Source organism: Paenibacillus sp. SAFN-054 (assembly GCF_051966755.1).
Lineage (GTDB): Bacteria > Bacillota > Bacilli > Paenibacillales > Paenibacillaceae > Paenibacillus_AQ.
Genome location: NZ_JBQCKS010000002.1, coordinates 178,287 through 194,368, shown reverse-complemented (window position 1 = coordinate 194,368; position 16,082 = coordinate 178,287). Strand labels below are relative to the sequence as shown.

The window sequence follows — 16,082 nt, the reverse complement described above, 5'->3', positions numbered from 1 at the left end:
ACCGATAACGTTATATTAGAAGAATATCAAGGCTGTACAGGACTTTTCCTGTGCAGCCTTTTTGCTATTGTATTCTCCGAATAGCGCCGCGATGTTCATATGAATGAACAGATGCCAACCGGAACAAAATACCTATATATGTATGAACTGGGCCTAAGTAGAGAGAGGAGGCCTTGCTCAGATATTCCAGAAGCAACCCCGGCAAGAAATAGGGTGAAGCTTTGGTATATTTATCTGGTTAATTTGTGGTGGACAGACCTGGATTCGTGAGTTGCCAAGCCCTATGTTATACTTGGTATCATATTCTAAATTATACGGAAGGGACTTTGACAGGCATGGCAAAAGACATGGGGGACAAGCTCGGCCGTTGGTACACGGCTTCTGTGCGGGTCCGTTATCAAGAAAGCGACCAAATGGGCGTGGTGTATCATGCCAATTACTTGAACTGGTTTGAAATTGGACGGACGGAAATGATCCGCGAGTTGGGCATTACCTATCGAAGCATGGAGGAGCAGGGCGTTCTGCTGCCTGTGACCGATCTGGACATGAAATTCAGCCAGCCGGCCTGTTATGACGACCGGATCACGATTTTCACTAGAATGACGGCTTTCTCCAAGCTAAGAATCAAATATGCTTACGAGGTTCGGAGGCTTTCTGAGGAGGAAAGCGGAAGGCTGCATGAACAGATCTACCTGGCTGGGCAGGAGATGCCCGGAGAGCTGCTTGTGTCGGGTTCGACCAGTCATGTATGGGTAAACCGCGAGTGGCAGCCTGCACGGCTGGATAAGGCGGCTCCCGGCCTCTATGACGCTCTGATGCAATCGCTCACAGGAGGAGGTCTATAATGCGCAAATGGCTGTTTCTCGTTATTATTCTAGTACCGGTAATCGAAATATACGGCTTTAATCTGGTAGCGAGCCGGGTCGGCGGCGGGAATACATTTTTGCTGACCATCGTGACTTCGGCGATCGGCCTCCTCATGATGCGCTTCGAGGGCCGCAAGGTGCTGGAGGATTCGCGGCTGCGAATGAATGATGGTCAAGTTCCGGGGAGAAGCATGGTGGATGGGCTGTGCGTTTTTATCGGCGGCATCCTGCTGGTCATTCCCGGATTTCTCACGGACATCATAGGGTTTACGATGGTCTTTCCATTGACGCGCCCTTTGTACAGATTCCTGATTCTTAAATGGCTGGAGCGCAAAATGAAAAACGGCAACATCACGATCCACCGCCGTTAGACGAAGGTTTTTCCGGAGTGATAAAAATATCTTTATCTATCTGATAAAACAATTTGATGCTTTTATAAGGCGCACGGATGTTCACATATCCGACAAAATACTTTATGATAATAGTGATTCCATTCCTTGGCGGCTTGCTGCCAAGGTAGAATGGCGGACGGCCGTCTTTTTTATTTTTAATAAAATGTAACTGTTTTCACGGCTCGTTTAACTGTTTTAAAATCCGTTTTACAAAGGAGAGATGTACGATGACAGCTACTAAAGGGCTTGAGGGAATCGTTGCCGCAGCTTCTTCCATCAGTTCCATCGTGGACGGTGTCCTCACATACCGCGGTTATAACATCGACGATCTTGCAGTGAATGCAAGTTTTGAAGAAGTAGCCTATCTGCTTTGGTTCGGAAAGCTGCCTAATGAAGCTGAACTTCAGCAGCTCCAGAAGGATTTGAGCAACGAAGCGAAGATTCCGGATCAAGTGATCGAGCAAATGAAATTATATCCTAAAGATACAAACACGATGGCTGCTCTCCGTTCTGCGGTATCGGCACTGGCCCTCTATGACGCCGAAGCCGATGATATGAGCCGTGAAGCAAACGAACGCAAGGCGGTCCGCCTGCAGGCTAAACTGCCTACCGTCATCGCTGCGCTGGCGCGTATCCGTGACGGCAAAGAACCGGTTGCTCCACAAGCGGGTCTGTCGATCGCAGAGAACTTCCTGTATATGCTGAGAGGCGAAAAGCCCGAGGAAGTTTCGGTAAAAGCCCTGGATCAAGCGCTTGTGCTGCACGCAGACCATGAATTGAACGCTTCCACGTTTGCTGCTCGCGTCACTGTGGCTACGCTTTCAGACATTTACTCCGGCGTAACTTCGGCGATCGGCGCTTTGAAGGGTCCTTTGCACGGCGGTGCCAATGAAGCAGTCATGAAAATGCTGAACGAGATCAAAACCATGGAAAACGTCGAGCCTTACATCCAGCAAAAGCTGGATAACCGTGACAAGATCATGGGCTTTGGCCACCGCGTTTACAAAAACGGCGATCCGCGCGCGAAGCATCTTCAAAAAATGTCCCGCGAGCTCGGCGAAATGAAGGGCGACACGACGCTGTATGAAATGTCCGTGAAGATCGATGAGCTCGTAACCTCGCAAAAAGGTTTGAGACCAAATGTGGATTTCTATTCTGCTTCTGTGTATACTCAGCTAGGGTTCAATCAGGAGCTGTTCACGCCGATTTTTGCCATCAGCCGCGTATCCGGATGGACTGCGCACATTCTGGAGCAGTACGAGAACAACCGGATCATCCGCCCGCGTGCCGAATATGTAGGCTTGACCGATCAGAATTACGTACCGGTTGAACAGCGTTCGTAATGTACGAATGAAGGATAGGGGAACCGCTGGCCATGCGCCTTACGCGCGAAGCTTCGGCGCCCCTATGCGGCTGTCTGTCTTTGAAATGAAAGAATACTCATGAAAATGAAGGAGGACGTACTAATGAAATTGGAGAAATTCGCACTTCCTACCGAAGGTGACAAAATCGAAATTACAAACGGCAAGCTTCAGGTGCCTAACAACCCGATCATTCCTTTTATCGAAGGTGACGGTACGGGCCGTGATATCTGGAAAGCTTCCAAACGCGTTCTGGATGCAGCTGTTGAGAAAGCATACGGCGGCTCCAAAAAAATTGCCTGGTATGAAGTTTTTGCCGGCGAGAAAGCATTCAATACATACGGAGAATGGCTGCCTAACGACACGCTGGAAGCCATCCGTGAATATATCGTAGCCATCAAAGGACCTTTGACTACGCCAATCGGCGGCGGCATCCGTTCCCTGAACGTGGCTCTTCGCCAAGAGCTTGACCTGTACGTATGTCTGCGCCCAGTGCGCTACTTCGACGGCGTTCCTTCTCCGGTGAAGCATCCTGAACAAGTGGATATGGTCATCTTCCGTGAAAATACAGAGGATATCTACGCAGGCATCGAGTATCAGGAAGGTTCCGAAGCGGTGAAGAAGGTTATCAAATTCCTGCAGGACGAAATGGGCGTTAACAAAATCCGTTTCCCTGAAACTTCCGGTATCGGTATCAAGCCTGTATCCTCCGAAGGCTCCAAGCGTTTGGTCCGCGCTGCGGTCGAGTACGCGATCCAGCATGGACGTAAGAGCGTTACATTGGTTCACAAAGGCAACATCATGAAGTTCACCGAGGGTGCTTTCAAAAACTGGGGCTACGAAGTGGCTGAGCAGGAGTTCGGCGACAAAGTGTTCACATGGGCTCAATATGACGCCATCAAAGAAAAAGACGGCACGGATGCAGCGAATGCAGCACAAAGCGCTGCAGAAGCCGAAGGCAAAATCATCGTGAAGGACGCCATTGCGGACATCGCTCTGCAGCAAGTATTGACGCGTCCTACCGACTTTGATGTCATCGCTACGCTGAACCTGAACGGGGACTACCTGTCCGACGCTCTGGCTGCCCAAATCGGCGGTATCGGCATCGCTCCGGGAGCGAACATCAACTACGTAACCGGACACGCTATTTTCGAAGCTACGCATGGCACGGCTCCTAAATATGCGGATAAAGACGTGGTGAACCCTGGTTCCGTCATCCTGTCCGGCGTCATGCTGCTTGAGCATCTGGGATGGCAGGAAGCGGCTGACCTCATCTACAAAGGCATGGAAACTTCCATTAACAATAAAACCGTCACTTACGACTTTGCCCGCCTGATGGAGGGCGCAACGCAAGTGAAATGCTCGGAGTTCGCGGACCAAGTCATCGAAAACATGTAGGGAAGAAGGAATAACTATGGCTTTGACTCGCAAAAAAATTACTGTCGTAGGCGCCGGTTTTACCGGTGCAACGACTGCTCTGATGCTGGCGCAAAAAGAACTTGGCAACGTGGTGCTGCTGGACATTCCGCAACTGGAAAACCCGACCAAAGGAAAAGCGCTCGACATGATGGAAGCGAGTCCGGTACAGGGCTTCGACAGCCAAATTATCGGCACTTCCAATTATGATGACGCCGCCGATTCCGACATCGTCATTATCACAGCAGGCGTCGCCCGCAAACCGGGCATGAGCCGCGATGATCTCGTGAACACGAATGCAGGAATCATGAAGGCTGTCTGCGAAAATGTAAAAAGAGTCGCTCCTGAATCCATCGTTATTATCCTGAGCAACCCTGTAGATGCGATGACTTACGCAGCATACAAGACGCTCGGTTTTCCCAAAAACCGCGTCATTGGCCAATCCGGCGTGCTGGATACGGCCCGTTACTGCACCTTCATCGCACAAGAGCTGAACGTATCTGTGGAAGACGTCCGCGGCTTCGTGCTTGGCGGACATGGCGACGATATGGTGCCACTCGTTCGTTACTCGAACGTAGGCGGAATTCCGATCGACACGCTCATCCCTGCCGAGCGTATTCAGGAAATCGTTCAGCGTACCCGCGTAGGCGGCGGCGAGATCGTCAACCTGCTGGGTAACGGCAGCGCGTATTATGCGCCAGCAGCCTCACTGGTACAAATGGCGGAAGCCATTCTCAAAGACAAGAAACGGATCATTCCTGTGATCGCTTATCTCGAAGGCGAGTACGGTTACAACGATTTGTTCCTCGGCGTTCCTGCCGTCCTTGGCGGAGAGGGCATTGAGAAAGTGTTTGAGCTGGAGCTTACGTCCGACGAGAAGGCGGCCTTGGACAAATCCGCCGACTCCGTACGCAGCGTCATTTCCGTTGTGAACGTGTAAGCCGCGCTTCGCAGATCGGCAGTCAAAAGGGAAAACCTCTAAGTTTGTTCATATTTAGAGGTTTTCTTTTCTTTTGATTGGTGTAAAATGATAATGGATGTAATTTAAATCATAGAAATCGTGGAGGGATTCTGAACATGGCAATGGTAATGTTGTTCATACATATCATCGGCGCCGCGGCACTTGGCTTCTATCTGATTCTGCCATTTGCGGTAGGCAAAGTGACCAAGCTGTCTCTGCCGGCACAAGAAGGCAGTGCGGCTGCCATCCGCACCCTGAATACTTACGCGCAAATTGCCTTGGTAATTCAGCTGCTTACAGGCGGATATCTGATGAGCAAAGGCGATTATTCCGTACCATGGATGATCGTTATCGTGATTCTGTTCCTGGCCATCGGAGCCATCAGCGGCATGATGGGCAAACCACTGCGCCTTGCGCTGGACGGCATCAAGAATAGCCGCGATATTTCGGTTCAAACCGGAAAAATCCGTACGCTGAGCGCTTTGATTGCAATCTGCGTTCTCGTGATGCTGTTCTTTATGGTCTATCGCGACATCATTTAATAAGCAAGTAAAGAAGCGCCTTTCCCTTCACAGGGGGGGGCTTTTTTTTGTTTGATTTTCTAGCAGACGTGGTAAGTAACAATCGACGGAAGTATAAAGGATTTATTTTACGCCATCCTAATATGGGAAAGTCAGCCTGTATGGATGGATGGGAAGACCAATAGAGATTCGCTTGGAAAGGAGAAAGAAATCATGTCAGGAAACGAGCAGAGCAAACAAACGCTGCCTCCGCAGCATCAAAACCAGCAGCCGGGGATCGAATCGGAGATGAACCCTCTTCCGAAATACGAGCCAAGCGACTACATGGCCGCAGGCAAACTGAAAGGCAAGAAGGTCATCATTACAGGCGGTGACAGCGGCATCGGACGTGCCGTGGCTGTGGCTTTTGCCAAAGAGGGCGCGGACCTGTCGATCATCTACCTGAACGAGCATGACGATGCGAAGGAAACGAAGCGTCAAGTTGAGCAAGAGGGACGCAAATGCCTGCTGATTGCCGGGGATATCGGTGATGAGAGTTTTTGCAAAAACGCCGTAAACCAGACGGTTCAAGAGCTGGGCGGCCTCGATATCCTGATCAACAACGCAGCGGAGCAGCATCCGCAGCAAAAATTAGAGGATATTACGTCCGAGCAGCTGGAGCGCACGTTCCGCACGAATATTTTCGGCATGTTCCACATGACCAAAATGGCCATGCCGCACTTAAAGAGCGGCAGTGCCATCGTCAATACGGCTTCGATTACCGCCTATAAAGGCAACCCGACCCTGATCGACTACTCTTCAACCAAGGGCGCTATCGTCAGCTTTACGCGTTCCTTGTCCATGAGCATCGTGGAAAAAGGCATCCGCGTCAATGCGGTCGCACCGGGCCCGATCTGGACGCCGCTCATTCCTTCTACCTTCGATGCGAAGAAGGTCAGCGAGTTTGGCGCCACCCAGCCGATGAAACGTCCGGGACAGCCGGAAGAGCTGGCTCCAGCTTACGTATATCTGGCATCCAACGATTCTTCTTATGTGAGCGGCCAAGTGATTCACGTAAACGGCGGGGAAGTCGTTAACGGCTGATCTCAGTTTGCCGCTTTATGCAAACCAAAAAAAGATTGGGCAGATTTTTCTGCTCAATCTTTTTTGGTTTCAACCGGATCCTGCGAAATTCCGGACAGCTCATCGAGAGACATCTCGAAGCTGGGTGCCATATGCTCCAGGAAATAATCCGCTTCTGGGAGCCGCATTTGCTTGACCTTCGCAAGCGTTTGTTCCTTGGCTACGGCAAATTCCCGGTTGCCTGAAGCCACCTCGAAGGCGCATTTCAGATAGGCGTCCAGGCAGTCCGCAGCCTTGACGTAGCGGAGCAGCTCACGCCGTTCGGCATCCTCCGCATGCGGCTGGAGCAAATCGGCATAGACAGATTGGAGCTCCGGCGGCGCCATTGCGGCCAGACGCCGGGCAGCGATGTTCTCCATTTCGCGGAAACTGGCGAGCAGCTGCGGGTTATTATGCTTGACCGGTGTCGCAATGTCGCCTGTAAATACTTCGGCCGCATCATGATAGAGGGCGAGGGTAGCGGCATGATCCGCGTTCAGCTTGCGGTCGTAATACGTGTTGCCGATAAGGCACAGCATATGGGTTAAGAGCGACACATGGAACGAATGCTCTGCCACGTTCTCGGCGTTCGTGCTTCGCATCAGGCTCCAGCGCCGGATATACTGCAGACGGTACAGATAAGCGGCCAGCGGGAAATTCAAATCATTTACGCTCCTTTTATAATAATCAGGTTTTAATTCAGCCTTAACATTTCTCCCTTATTATACTCTTATCACGAAATTTCGGGCCAGCCGAAAACTCGCGGCTTGATGATTCGTGTCTTTCAAGGAAGAAATCATTTTTTTATGCAGGACGCATTCGAGATAGGATACAATAATAGAACGAAAACTGTGGAAAAGGAAGACGGCAATGAGACCCTTTCGCATCAGACTCACCCTGATTTTAATGATCATGATCGGCATATCGATGGTCGGAGCCGGCATAACCATGGCGCAGGTGTATAAAAAATCCCATATCACCGCGCTGGAAGAGAATATGATCCGGGAAATCAAGCTGCTCAGCCGGACCTTCGATTTTCTTCCGGAGGAGGGCGAAAGCGCGATAGCCTACTATACCCGCGAATCGCAGGATTTGGCAGCATTAACGGACTCCAGGGTGACCTTCATTGCGAAAGACGGCAGCGTGATCGGCGACTCCGAAAGCGATCCGAAGCAGATGGATAACCACAGCAAGCGCGAAGAAATCATGGACGCTTCCGCCAAGGGTTCCGGGCACGCGATCCGGTACAGCTCGACGCTCGGAGAAGATATGCTCTATGTCGCCGCGCCTGTCGTTTCCGCCGGGAATTACGACGGATTTATCCGGTTGTCGGTCAGCCTGGCTTCCGTGGATGAAGGCGTCCGCCAAGGCTGGACACTCATGGCGGGAGGGCTCGCGATATTGTTCGCTGTGGCCGCGCTGGTCAGCTACCGCGTAGCGGCCGGACTCACCTCTCCGCTGGAGAAAATTACAAGGGTTGCGGGAAGAATCTCCCGACTGGATTACGATGCCAGAGTCGACATGAACCGGAAGGATGAAATCGGGGAGCTGGCGAAAGCCATTAACGGCATGGCGGACAGCCTGCAAAACCAGCTGCAGACCATCCGGGACAATGAAGACCTGCTCCAAAGCGTCCTCGACAATATGACGAGCGGAATACTGATGGTCGACTCGGAAGGCAGCATAGCGCTGGTCAACCCTGCGGCGGAACGGATGCTGCATGTCCGCAGCGGGCAGCTCAGCGGGCGTTCTTTTCAAGAGCTGAAGCAGTACTACGAACTGACCCGTCTGATCAAGGAGGGGATCACGGAGCGGGTCATGATTCATGAGGAGCGCAGCTTGTACCAGCCGGAGGAAACGATCCTTCACCTGGACGGCGTACCGATGTTCGGCGAAGAGAATACCTTTAAAGGCATGCTGTTCCTGCTTCAGGATGTCACCGCGATCCGGCGCCTGGAGAATATGCGGAGCGAGTTCGTGGCGAACGTATCGCATGAGCTGAAGACACCGGTGGCCGCAGTCAAGGGATTCTCCGAAACGCTGCTCGGCGGCGGAGTGAAGGACGAAGAGACGGCGAGATCGTTCCTGCAGATCATTTATGACGAAAGCGAGCGGCTGAACCGCTTGATCAGCGACATTCTGGATTTGTCCAAAATCGAATCGAAGCGCTCGCCGATGGATTTTGCGCCTGTGCATCTGGCCTCATTCTGCGCATCGATCATGGATACGATTTCCACGATGGCGGAGAAGAAGCGCATTACCCTTCACGCCGATATTCCCGAAGAACTGTTCGTGGAGGCGGATGAGGACAAGCTGCGCCAAATCCTTATTAATCTATTATCCAACGCGGTAAGCTATACACAGGACGGAGGCAGAGTCGAGCTCGGGATCTCGGATCGCCAGGACCCCGAAGGTTCGGATAAGGTGCAGATAAAGGTGACCGATACAGGCATCGGCATTCCGAAAAAGGATCAGCCGCGTATTTTTGAACGATTTTACAGGGTCGACAAGGGAAGGTCGCGCAGCTCGGGCGGCACGGGGCTGGGGCTGTCCATCGTCAAGCACTTGGTGGAGCTGCATCATGGCGAAATTTCCGTGGAGAGCGACCTTGGGATCGGCACGACGTTTACGGTTGAACTGCCGATGCTCCAGGAATAGGATCCAGAGGGGCTTGCAATGAGGGGCTAACCAAGATATTTTACGAATCGGCGGGATACGAAATTTAAAAGGGATTTTTACAGAAACCGAGAAAGTGTGAAAAAGATGCGGCTCGGCCGCCCCAAGTTTACACTGGGTTAACACTTGAGTGTTAAGATAGGCTTGTCGCCATCTGAATACATGGTTGTATAGAACGGGGGATAAATAAATGACGCAGCGTTTGCTGGTGATTGAAGACGAGCCAACTTTGGCCAGACTGCTCTCCTACAATTTGACGCAGGAGGGCTATGAAGTCACGATCGAAGATCATGGAACCTCAGGGTTTGAGCGTGCGGTGCATGAGCCTTTTGACTTGATCGTACTGGATCTGATGCTGCCTGGAATGAACGGGTTCGAAATTCTCGGCAAGCTGAGAGGCAAAGCCGTGACGACGCCGGTCATAATTTTGACAGCCAAGAATGCGGAGGAAGAAGTCGTGCAGGGGCTGAGGCTGGGAGCGGACGATTATATTACCAAGCCCTTCGGCGTCTCCGAGCTCCTGGCCCGCGTCGGGACGGTTCTGCGGCGCGTATCGGGCGCGAGGGAGGAAGCCGTGCCGGACACTTCGGGTTCGGCCATCCGCCTGGGACAGCTGGAAATTTATCCGGAAAAATACGAGGTCATGCTGGGCAGCACAAGCATCTCTCTAAGGCCGAAGGAATTCGAGGTATTGCTCTACCTGGCACGCAAGCCCGGGGTGGTGCTGACACGCGATGACCTGATGAATGCGGTCTGGGGCTTCGACTACATCGGGGGGCAGCGGACGGTGGACGTTCATGTCAGCTCGCTCCGCAAAAAGCTTGAACTGGATCCTGAATCCGTGCATATCGATTCGATCCGCGGGGTTGGATATAAGCTTGTTATCAACAAAAAAAGAAGCGCTCATCATCAGGAATCATGATGGGGCTTCTTTTTTTGTCGTACGTTAGCAATTGCAGCCGGATGAACGCTTCTTGCAAGAGTTCGGCTTGATTTTTACATTCAGCATATTTCTGCCGAATATGGCCTTAACAGTTCAGCGTTATGATGCGGCTAAAGAGGAGTTCTAAGGGGGAGTCAACCGTGAGCACGCTGCAAGCCGAGAAAGAGACGAGCATCAACCATAGAACGGAAACGAAGGCCGCGCTCAAGATTGCTGAAATCGTTCAGAAAGAAGAAGCTGCATCTTGGCGCGGATCTGCCAGTAAGAAGATTTCGGCAGCCGATTGCCGCCGTACTGTGCCTGCATTAGCGCAGACCGTGACCTGCGGCGAGGCGCTTAGTATGCTGAAAGAACAGCCGCATCTTCCGTGCCTGGTGATTTGCGGCGAGGACCTGCGTCCGGAGGGGCTGCTGATGAAGGATGCATTCTATCGTAAATTGACGGGCCGGTTTGCCGCAGATTTGTATTTTGATCGTCCGGTGAAGAGGTTTGCGGAGGAGGAGATCCTCGCGATGGAGATCAGCGAAGATCCGGCTTACCTGATCCGGCGTGCCTTGGAAAGGCCAGAGACCCGGTTCTACGATTGCGTCATCGTGACGATCCAAGGCCGTCTGGCGGGCGTACTGACGGTGCAGGATCTGCTCATGATGTCCGGAGGGCTCCAAACCGAAGCGGAGGTGCAGCGCAAGCAAACGGTCACGGAGAACTATGGCCATGTCAGCGGCATGGAAATTTCCCTTGGCGAAGTGGCTGCCGCAGCAAGCCATACGCTGGAGGAATGCCTCCGGATGAAGCAATGGACGGCGGAGGGCAGACTGAAGCTTGATGAAGCGGGACATTCGTACGCGGAAGCCGTGGACCACATGAACCGAAACGAGAAGCAGGTGGCACGTCTCATCGAGGATGCGGGCCACATATCCTCGCTCACGCAGGATATTGCCAAACTCGCCGATCAGAGCGGTCTGCTGGCCATTAACGCTTCCATTGAAGCCGCGCATGCAGGCATCCACGGCAAAGGCTTTCAGATCGTTGCGGCAGAGGTGAGATCACTGGCGTCGCAGACCCGCAATCTGGCAGCGGATATTTCCGGGCTGCTCGAACGCATCAGCCAATTGGCAGCGGAGACGGGGCTCTTGACGGCCTCGGGTGTCAAACAAATTCAGGCGGGGGCGGCGCAGCTGACGGAAGGCAGCCGGATGTTCGGCGAGCTTGAGCAGGCGGTAGGGCATGTGGAACAGACAGGCCGGACCGTTCACCGGCTGGCGAGTGATACAGCGAAGCAGGCCCAGGGCGTAAAAGCCGAATTAGAGCGGACGTTAACTTGAGGTGCATCTCCGGCTGACGTCCGGTCACATTTTACACAGCGTTTACAATTACGGCACACAGCCTTTACATAGCGGATTTACAATAGACAGAGTCACAGGTCCAATACGATTGCCAGAGACCGCAGGGATGTCCCATTGAATGATAAGGAGACCTGAATAGAACATGGAAAATATCATTGAAATCGAAGGTTTGAACTTATATTATGAACAATTTCATGCTCTGAAAAATATACATCTGGATATTCCGGAAAAGACGATTACCGCCTTCATCGGCCCTTCAGGTTGCGGCAAATCGACGCTGCTGCGGACGCTGAACCGGATGAACGACATGATCACCGGCACGCGGATCGAAGGATCAGTCAAAATCGGCGGGGCAGGCATTTACGGCAAAGACGTGTTCGTGGAGGAGCTGCGCAAGCGCGTCGGCATGGTATTTCAACAGCCGAACCCGTTTCCGAAATCGATCTACGACAATATCGCTTACGGTCCACGGCTTCATGGCGTCAAGAACAAGAAGGAACTCGATGAGATCGTGGAAGAAAGCCTCCGTCAGGCGGCGCTGTGGGAGGAAGTGAAGGACTATCTGAAGCGATCGGCGCTCAGCTTGTCCGGTGGACAGCAGCAGCGCCTGTGCATTGCCCGCGCCCTGGCTGTCGAACCGGATATTCTCCTCATGGACGAAGCGACCTCCGCGCTGGACCCGATCTCCACGCTAAAAATCGAAGAGCTGGTGCAGGAGCTGAAGGAGAAATATACGATCGTCATGGTGACGCATAACATGCACCAGGCGGCCCGCGTCTCCGGTCGCACGGTGTTCTTCCTGAACGGAGAAGTTGTCGAGGCGGACGATACCAATGCGCTGTTCAGCAATCCGCGGGACTCCAGGACAGAGGACTATATCTCAGGCCGTTTCGGCTGACGGAAGGATCAACAATACAGGGAAATAGGGGGAACATCAGCCATGATTCGGAGAAAAGAATTGGATCAGGATCTGGAGCAGCTGCGCTCGCTGCTTGTGAAGATGGGAGAGCACGTGGTCGCTGCGCTGGATGAGGCCGTGATCAGCTTGAAAACGCAGGACTGTGCCAAGGCGCAGGAAGTGGTACAGGCCGATGCCCGGCTGAACCAGATGGAAGAAGAAATCATGGACATCGGCTCGCGGCTGATCGTCACCCAGCAGCCCGTAGCCAAGGATCTTCGCCGAATCCTCGTTGCTTTCAAAATATCGAGCGATCTCGAACGCATGGGAGATTTGGCGCTGGACGTAGCGAAGGTGACATTGCGCCTTCAGGGGGAGCCGCTGATCAAGCCGCTGATCGACATCCCGCAGATGACGGGCATCGTCAAAGTCATGATCGAAGAGGCGATTGCCTCTTACCTGGACGAAAACACGGATTTAGCTTACAAAATGGCTCAGGACGACGATCAGGTCGACCAACTGTACAGCCAGATTCTAACGGAATTATACGGTCATATGCGATCGAACCCGGACTCGCTGCCGCAGGCACTGCTGTTGACCCTGGTCGGACGGTATATCGAGCGGATCGCGGATCACGCGACCAATATCGGGGAGAGCGCCGTATACCTGGTTACAGGAAAGCGTCCTGACCTCAACCGGTGATGCCGGTTTCCATATCCATATAGACAAGAAACGCCGGACAGGGTTCCGGCGTTTTTGGCGTTCATTGCATGAAAATTAAATTTATGCTTCGATGAGCGGCAGAAGTTCCTGATTTTTTTCTCGAATGAAGGGTCATGTGTTAAGATATGTAGAGGCATAAACACAACGATCGAAGATTTGATGCATAGAAGGAAGTATATAAAAGGAAGGTGCTGTATGAGCAAACTGATTCTGATTGACGGAAACAGTATCATTTATCGGGCATTTTTTGCGATGCCCCCACTGACGAACACCAAGGGACTGCACACGAATGCCGTGTACGGATTTACGAATATGCTTTTGCGCCTGATTGAAGATCATAAACCAACACATATGATGGTTGCTTTTGACGCGGGGAAAATCACGTTTCGTCATGAAGGCTACCAGGAATACAAGGGCGGCCGCGAAAAGACTCCGCCGGAGCTGTCCGAGCAGTTTCCGCTGCTCAAAGAGCTGCTGCAGGGGTTCGGCATTTCGCAGTTTGAGTTGAGCGGCTACGAGGCGGATGATATCATCGGCACGGTTTCCCGGATCGCCGAGGAAGCAGGGCATGAGATTCTCGTCGTCACCGGCGACAAGGACATGCTTCAGCTGGCCTCGGATCATGTGCAGGTGGGGCTGACGCGTAAAGGCGTAACCGAAATCGAAACCTATGCGCCGGCGCAAATCGAAGAGAGGTACGGCCTGACGCCGCTGCAAATCATCGACCTGAAGGGACTCATGGGCGACGCCTCCGACAATATCCCCGGCATTCCGGGCGTCGGCGAGAAGACGGCGCTGAAGCTCCTTCACCAGTTTGGCTCGGTCGAAGACGTATTGGCGAACACCAGTGAGCTGAAAGGCAAGATGAAAGAGAAAATCGAGACCCATGCGGATGACGCCGTGATGAGCAAGAAACTGGCGACCATCTACCGTGAAGTGCCGCTGGACAAGTCCTTTGACGAAATGGTCTTCGGAGGCCTGCAGGAGGAGACGGCGGGTCCGGCCTTGGCCAAACTGGAATTCAAATCGCTGCTCGAGCGTCTGTCCTTCAAAGCTGACGGCAGCAGTGCGGATCATCCGGCTCAGGAGCAGGTGCCTGCGAAAGAGATCAAAGTGGAAATCATGGACGAAGGAAATATCGGAATGCTGATAGAGGCCCTCGAGGCGATCGAAGCGCTGCATGTGGAGACGAACGGGGAAAATCCTCATCATGCCGATGTGATTGGGGCTGTATTCTCTACTCCCGAACAGCATTATTACGTGCCATACGAGCTTTTAAGGGCAGAAGCGGCCGAGCCTGTTCGGCAGTGGCTCGCAGATCCGTCCATTTCCAAGCGCGGTTATGACCTGCACCGTACCGATCTGGCTTTGCACTGGAAAGGAATCGAATTTGCTGGAGCATCGTTTGATGTTCAACTGGCGGCATACCTGCTGGACCCGACCGAATCGAATCAGAACGTTCATGCCCTTGCGGCCAAATACGGTCTTCAAATGCTCGCAGCCGATGAGGATGTGTTCGGCAAAGGAGCGAAGTACAAGCTGCCTGAAGCAGACGTTCTCAGCAAGCACCTCGCTGCTAAGAGCTCGGCTATTCTAAATCTGGTTCCGCAGCAGGAAAGGGAGCTGGAAGCTAACGAAATGGCATCGCTCTTCCATGATCTCGAAATGCCGTTATCCCGGATACTGGCCGATATGGAGAAGCAGGGAATTTCGGTCAATAAGGATGATCTGACGGAGCTTGGCAAGGAATTCGAAGCTCAGATTTCTGCGCTCGTAACCGAAATTTATGAAATCGCGGGAACGGAGTTCAACCTGAACTCGCCGAAGCAGCTGGGAGAGATCCTGTTCGTGAAGCTGGGTCTGCCTGTCGTCAAGAAGACCAAGACGGGGTACTCCACCGATGCGGAGGTGCTGGAGAAGCTGGCGCCATACCATGACATCGTGCGCCTGATCCTGCAGTACCGGACCATCGCGAAGCTGCAATCCACGTATGTGGAAGGCCTGCTCAAGGAAATCTCACCGGAAACGGGCAAGGTCCATACGTATTACCGGCAAACCATTGCCGCGACGGGACGCCTGAGCAGTCAGTTTCCGAACCTGCAGAACATCCCGATCCGCCTCGAAGAGGGGCGCAAAATCCGGAAGGTATTCGTGCCGTCCGAACCCGACTGGTATATCCTTGCGGCAGACTATTCGCAGATTGAGCTGCGGGTGCTTGCGCACATTTCGGACGATACCGGGCTCAAGGAAGCCTTCCTCCATGATATGGACATTCATACCAAGACGGCTATGGACGTATTCGGCGTTCAAGCGGATGAAGTGGACTCGAACATGCGGCGTTCAGCCAAAGCGGTCAATTTCGGCATCGTCTACGGAATCAGCGATTACGGCTTGTCGCAGAACCTGAACATTACCCGGAAGGAAGCCGCGCGGTTTATCGACCAGTACTTCGATGCGTTCGGCGGCGTTCGCCGCTACATGGACGACATCGTGAGGGACGCGAAGCGGGACGGTTACGTCACGACGCTGCTGGAAAGAAGACGCTACCTGCCGGAGATCAACGCAAGCAATTTCAACTTGCGTTCCTTTGCCGAGCGTACCGCGATGAATACGCCGATTCAGGGGACGGCCGCGGACATAATCAAGCTGGCCATGGTTCACATGGACGCCGCTTTGGCGGAGAAAAAGCTGAAGAGCCGCATGCTGCTTCAGGTACATGACGAACTTGTATTCGAAGTGCCTGCGGACGAGCTTGAGATCATGAAAAAGCTGGTGCCTGAAACGATGGAAAAGGCGCTTGCATTGTCCGTGCCTCTGAAAGCCGATGTCAGCTATGGTACCAATTGGTATGAGGCTAAATAATGCCCCAAAAAGGGCG

General features: G+C 52.9%; 14 protein-coding genes. 13 read left to right on the top strand and 1 reads right to left on the bottom strand.

The window, feature by feature from the left end; genetic code table 11:
* Positions 1 to 335: 335 nt before the first annotated feature.
* The 7 genes from ACTHPM_RS12335 to ACTHPM_RS12305 all read left to right on the top strand — a co-directional run bounded on the left by ACTHPM_RS12335 (position 336) and on the right by ACTHPM_RS12305 (position 6,600).
* Positions 336 to 845, top strand: a complete 510-nt coding sequence (locus tag ACTHPM_RS12335) for an acyl-CoA thioesterase (protein ID WP_440396068.1) — start codon at positions 336 to 338, stop codon at positions 843 to 845.
* Entirely contained in the window at positions 845 to 1,237 is a 393-nt protein-coding gene (locus ACTHPM_RS12330; RefSeq protein WP_440396069.1) for an FxsA family protein, read from the top strand. Before ACTHPM_RS12335 ends, ACTHPM_RS12330 begins: the two co-directional genes overlap by 1 nt.
* Positions 1,238 to 1,485: 248 nt before the next feature.
* The gene (gene citZ / locus ACTHPM_RS12325; RefSeq protein WP_440396070.1) at positions 1,486 to 2,601 is read left to right on the top strand and encodes a citrate synthase; all 1,116 of its coding nucleotides are present in this window, start codon (positions 1,486 to 1,488) and stop codon (positions 2,599 to 2,601) included.
* Positions 2,602 to 2,724: 123 nt separating this feature from the next.
* A complete protein-coding gene (icd, locus tag ACTHPM_RS12320) occupies positions 2,725 to 4,017 on the top strand; it encodes an NADP-dependent isocitrate dehydrogenase (RefSeq protein WP_440396071.1) in 1,293 nt (430 codons plus the stop codon).
* Positions 4,018 to 4,033: 16 nt separating this feature from the next.
* Positions 4,034 to 4,975, top strand: coding sequence for a malate dehydrogenase (gene mdh / locus ACTHPM_RS12315; RefSeq protein ID WP_440396072.1), 942 nt, complete (start codon positions 4,034 to 4,036; stop codon positions 4,973 to 4,975).
* Positions 4,976 to 5,112: 137 nt separating this feature from the next.
* Complete coding sequence (locus ACTHPM_RS12310; protein WP_440396073.1) at positions 5,113 to 5,538, top strand: hypothetical protein; 426 nt, start codon at positions 5,113 to 5,115, stop codon at positions 5,536 to 5,538.
* 192 nt (positions 5,539 to 5,730) lie between these two features.
* Entirely contained in the window at positions 5,731 to 6,600 is an 870-nt protein-coding gene (locus tag ACTHPM_RS12305) for an SDR family oxidoreductase (protein WP_440396074.1), read from the top strand.
* 53 nt (positions 6,601 to 6,653) lie between these two features.
* Here the strand turns inward: ACTHPM_RS12305 and yfbR are convergent, their stop codons facing one another.
* Positions 6,654 to 7,280, bottom strand: a complete 627-nt coding sequence (gene yfbR / locus ACTHPM_RS12300) for a 5'-deoxynucleotidase (RefSeq protein ID WP_440396075.1) — start codon at positions 7,278 to 7,280, stop codon at positions 6,654 to 6,656.
* 208 nt (positions 7,281 to 7,488) lie between these two features.
* Between yfbR and pnpS the strand changes: the two genes are divergently transcribed.
* The 6 genes from pnpS to polA all read left to right on the top strand — a co-directional run bounded on the left by pnpS (position 7,489) and on the right by polA (position 16,066).
* On the top strand, positions 7,489 to 9,276 hold the full coding sequence (pnpS, locus tag ACTHPM_RS12295) for a two-component system histidine kinase PnpS (RefSeq protein WP_440396076.1): 1,788 nt from the start codon (positions 7,489 to 7,491) through the stop codon (positions 9,274 to 9,276).
* A 208-nt stretch (positions 9,277 to 9,484) separates the two neighbouring features.
* Positions 9,485 to 10,216, top strand: coding sequence for a response regulator transcription factor (locus ACTHPM_RS12290; RefSeq protein WP_440396077.1), 732 nt, complete (start codon positions 9,485 to 9,487; stop codon positions 10,214 to 10,216).
* 161 nt (positions 10,217 to 10,377) lie between these two features.
* On the top strand, positions 10,378 to 11,562 hold the full coding sequence (locus ACTHPM_RS12285) for a methyl-accepting chemotaxis protein (RefSeq protein WP_440396078.1): 1,185 nt from the start codon (positions 10,378 to 10,380) through the stop codon (positions 11,560 to 11,562).
* Positions 11,563 to 11,725: 163 nt separating this feature from the next.
* Positions 11,726 to 12,481, top strand: coding sequence for a phosphate ABC transporter ATP-binding protein PstB (gene pstB, locus ACTHPM_RS12280; RefSeq protein ID WP_440396079.1), 756 nt, complete (start codon positions 11,726 to 11,728; stop codon positions 12,479 to 12,481).
* 42 nt (positions 12,482 to 12,523) lie between these two features.
* Positions 12,524 to 13,183: a phosphate signaling complex protein PhoU gene (gene phoU / locus ACTHPM_RS12275; RefSeq protein WP_440396080.1), complete on the top strand. Its 660-nt coding sequence runs from the start codon at positions 12,524 to 12,526 to the stop codon at positions 13,181 to 13,183.
* A gap of 216 nt (positions 13,184 to 13,399) precedes the next feature.
* On the top strand, positions 13,400 to 16,066 hold the full coding sequence (polA, locus tag ACTHPM_RS12270; RefSeq protein ID WP_440396081.1) for a DNA polymerase I: 2,667 nt from the start codon (positions 13,400 to 13,402) through the stop codon (positions 16,064 to 16,066).
* Positions 16,067 to 16,082 lie beyond the last annotated feature (16 nt).

Coding starts and splice junctions, on each gene's coding strand:
- ACTHPM_RS12335 (WP_440396068.1), top strand. CDS start 336: ATGGCAAAAGACATGGGGGACAAGCTCGGCCGTTGGTACACGGCTTCT.
- ACTHPM_RS12330 (WP_440396069.1), top strand. CDS start 845: ATGCGCAAATGGCTGTTTCTCGTTATTATTCTAGTACCGGTAATCGAA.
- citZ (WP_440396070.1), top strand. CDS start 1,486: ATGACAGCTACTAAAGGGCTTGAGGGAATCGTTGCCGCAGCTTCTTCC.
- icd (WP_440396071.1), top strand. CDS start 2,725: ATGAAATTGGAGAAATTCGCACTTCCTACCGAAGGTGACAAAATCGAA.
- mdh (WP_440396072.1), top strand. CDS start 4,034: ATGGCTTTGACTCGCAAAAAAATTACTGTCGTAGGCGCCGGTTTTACC.
- ACTHPM_RS12310 (WP_440396073.1), top strand. CDS start 5,113: ATGGCAATGGTAATGTTGTTCATACATATCATCGGCGCCGCGGCACTT.
- ACTHPM_RS12305 (WP_440396074.1), top strand. CDS start 5,731: ATGTCAGGAAACGAGCAGAGCAAACAAACGCTGCCTCCGCAGCATCAA.
- pnpS (WP_440396076.1), top strand. CDS start 7,489: ATGAGACCCTTTCGCATCAGACTCACCCTGATTTTAATGATCATGATC.
- ACTHPM_RS12290 (WP_440396077.1), top strand. CDS start 9,485: ATGACGCAGCGTTTGCTGGTGATTGAAGACGAGCCAACTTTGGCCAGA.
- pstB (WP_440396079.1), top strand. CDS start 11,726: ATGGAAAATATCATTGAAATCGAAGGTTTGAACTTATATTATGAACAA.
- phoU (WP_440396080.1), top strand. CDS start 12,524: ATGATTCGGAGAAAAGAATTGGATCAGGATCTGGAGCAGCTGCGCTCG.
- polA (WP_440396081.1), top strand. CDS start 13,400: ATGAGCAAACTGATTCTGATTGACGGAAACAGTATCATTTATCGGGCA.